Below are 2,445 nucleotides of genomic sequence, written 5' to 3' on the forward strand. Positions count from 1 at the left end.
GCGTTCATCCAAGCGGAGAGGTCAGCGCTGGCCCGCGACGATCTAGAGGGTGCGTTGGAAGCGAACCTCAGCTGGTGGGTCGACGGCCCTCAGCGGGACGCCGGTGGTGTCGATCCGGGGGTCCGCGACCTCGTCCGACAAATGCAGCGGCGGGCCTTCGGGGTGGCCGCCGACTGGGACGACATCCAGGAGCGCGAACTCGACCCACCGGCGCTCGAGCGGCTCACAGACATCCGCGTGCCCACCCTGACCCTGCTCGGCGGGCTCGATCTCGACGCGATCCACAACGCGGCACGGCGCATAACCGACCGGATCCCTGACGCACGCCGCGTCGACTGGCCAGACACCGCCCACCTACCGTCAATGGAACGCCCCGACGACTTCCTCGCACTACTACTGGACTGGTTGACAGCGTCCCCACCGATGCCGCACCAATGAGGCCGGTCACACTTGTCCCTCCCGTCACGCTTGCCGGAAGGGACAAGTGTGTCGATCTGGCGAAGTGTCAAGAGCACCACCACCCCACGTCGTCTGAACGCACTCAATAATCGCCGGGATCTCGCGGCCCATGCGACTCTCACAACTACGTCTCGTAGCCGAATGCCGTGGCGACGGGAGTCAGTAGTTGTTACAAGACAGGCAATCAGCTTTGGTTGCTCGCAATCGACTCCGTTTATGTGTCGTCGAACGCGGCAAGTAACTGTTCGGCCGGAGGAAGTGCACGTTTCTCCGCGGCGGGAAGGCTGTCATAGGTGTAGGTCGCGACAGCCATGGGGGATCCTGCACGGCCGAGCGCGTACCGGACCGTCGAGTCGTTACGTTGGCTGCAGATCAGGATTCCGACGGTCGGCGTATGAGTGTCGAGCTTCAGCCGGTCGTCGACCAGCGCGACGTAGAAGCCCAGCTTGCCCGCATATTCGGGTTGAAACTTCCCCGTCTTCAACTCGACGACGATGTACCGCAACTGGACGACATGGAAGAACAGCAAGTCGAGGTAGAAGTCGTCCCCGTCGACGTCGAAATGTACTTGCCGTCCGACGAACGCGAAGCCGGTGCCAAGCTCGCGGAGGGTGTCCACGATCCGATCCATTAACGCCTGCTCAAGGTCGCGTTCCGCGGCGTCATCGGTGAGATCCAGAAAGTCAAACACGTACGGGTCTTTCGCGATCTGCTGGGCAAGATCCGAATCCTCCGCCGTGAGCTCTTGCCCGAAGTTGGAGGGTGCCGCGCCAACTCGTTCGTGGGTGCGGTTCATAATCTGGTTGAGCAGCATGTTGCGTGACCATCCGTTCTGAACCGCCGTGGCGGCATACCAGGTGCGTATGGTCTGGTCGCTGAGCTTGTCGAGGATGACCATGATGTGACCCCACGCTAATTTCCCAGCAGCTTGCTGGGAAATTGAGGCATCCGCATTCCAGGCGGCGGCGAAGCCGCGCATGTACTGCAGGTTGCTCGGCGAGAAGCCCTTCATCTGCGGGAACTCGGCCCGGAGATCCTCGGCCAGCCGGGCGATCACCCCGCTCCCCCACCCCTGCTTGTCTTGCTGGGTAAGGATCTCGCGGCCGATGTTCCAATACAACTGAATGAGTTGCTCATTGACCACTCGGTGGGCGCGGAACTGCGCCTGGCGAACCTGGGCCTTCAGCCCGCCCAACATCTCGGCATACCCGGACGGGAGGGCGACCTCACTCCCCCACCTTTCCCTCGGCACCGGTTCCTTCGGTGCTGGCATGTCCTTCGGCGCTTGGGACATCCCCTCACACCCCGCTCGAGGCGACCTGCGCCGAATCGCGGGAAGCCTGCTGTGCCTGGTGCCGGTACAGGGTTGCTCGACTCCAGCCCACCAGCCGGGCCGCGTCCGCCGCGCTCTTGCCCCGTTCCCGGGCCGCCCACACCACCTCCAGTTTCTCGCCGATCACCTTCGGATCTGACAGTGGACGACCGAACACGGTACCGGCCTTCCGTGAGGCGGCAAGACCCGCGTTGACCCGTTCGACAATCAACTCCCGCTCATACTCCGCCAACGTACCCAGCATGTTCAACATCAACCGTCCCGTCGTCGTCGCCGGGTCAATCCCGTCGGAGATCGATTGCACCGCAATATTCTTCTCCCGCAACTCGTGCACGGTCGCCAAAACATCCAGCAGAGAGCGACCGAGCCGGTCAATACGCCACACCACAATGGTGTCCCCCGGCCGGGCGAACCCCAGCAGGCGTTGCATCCCCGGACGTGTGCGGGCCTCCTTGGTACCGGAGACCACATCGGAGTAGATATGGTCCGCCTGAACGCCGGCCGTTCGCAGCGCATCACGCTGAAGCTCGTCATCCTGGTGAACCGTGCTGACTCGTGTGTACCCCAGAAGCGCCATACCCCCATGGTGCCTCGATAACCCAGAAACCGGACGCTAAGACACACCCAACCGTGAGATGGCTTTCCAAGACAGC

General features: G+C 62.8%; 2 protein-coding genes and 1 pseudogene. 1 reads left to right on the plus strand and 2 read right to left on the minus strand.

Features of this window, described 5'->3' with window-relative positions:
* A pseudogene (locus tag H7290_RS05560) lies at positions 1–438 on the plus strand (hypothetical protein); the annotation flags it as partial.
* A gap of 235 nt (positions 439–673) precedes the next feature.
* On the opposite strand, the gene H7290_RS05565 reads toward H7290_RS05560, so the two are convergent.
* Together H7290_RS05565 and H7290_RS05570 are read right to left on the minus strand one after the other, a co-directional pair.
* Positions 674–1,732, minus strand: coding sequence for a PDDEXK nuclease domain-containing protein (locus H7290_RS05565; protein WP_290513021.1), 1,059 nt, complete (start codon positions 1,730–1,732; stop codon positions 674–676).
* 25 nt (positions 1,733–1,757) lie between these two features.
* The gene (locus H7290_RS05570; protein WP_290513022.1) at positions 1,758–2,369 is read right to left on the minus strand and encodes a recombinase family protein; all 612 of its coding nucleotides are present in this window, start codon (positions 2,367–2,369) and stop codon (positions 1,758–1,760) included.
* Positions 2,370–2,445 lie beyond the last annotated feature (76 nt).

It is taken from the genome of Aeromicrobium sp., assembly GCF_014378035.1.
Lineage (GTDB): Bacteria > Actinomycetota > Actinomycetes > Propionibacteriales > Nocardioidaceae > Aeromicrobium.

Coding starts and splice junctions, on each gene's coding strand:
- H7290_RS05565 (WP_290513021.1), bottom strand. CDS start 1,732: ATGCCAGCACCGAAGGAACCGGTGCCGAGGGAAAGGTGGGGGAGTGAG.
- H7290_RS05570 (WP_290513022.1), bottom strand. CDS start 2,369: ATGGCGCTTCTGGGGTACACACGAGTCAGCACGGTTCACCAGGATGAC.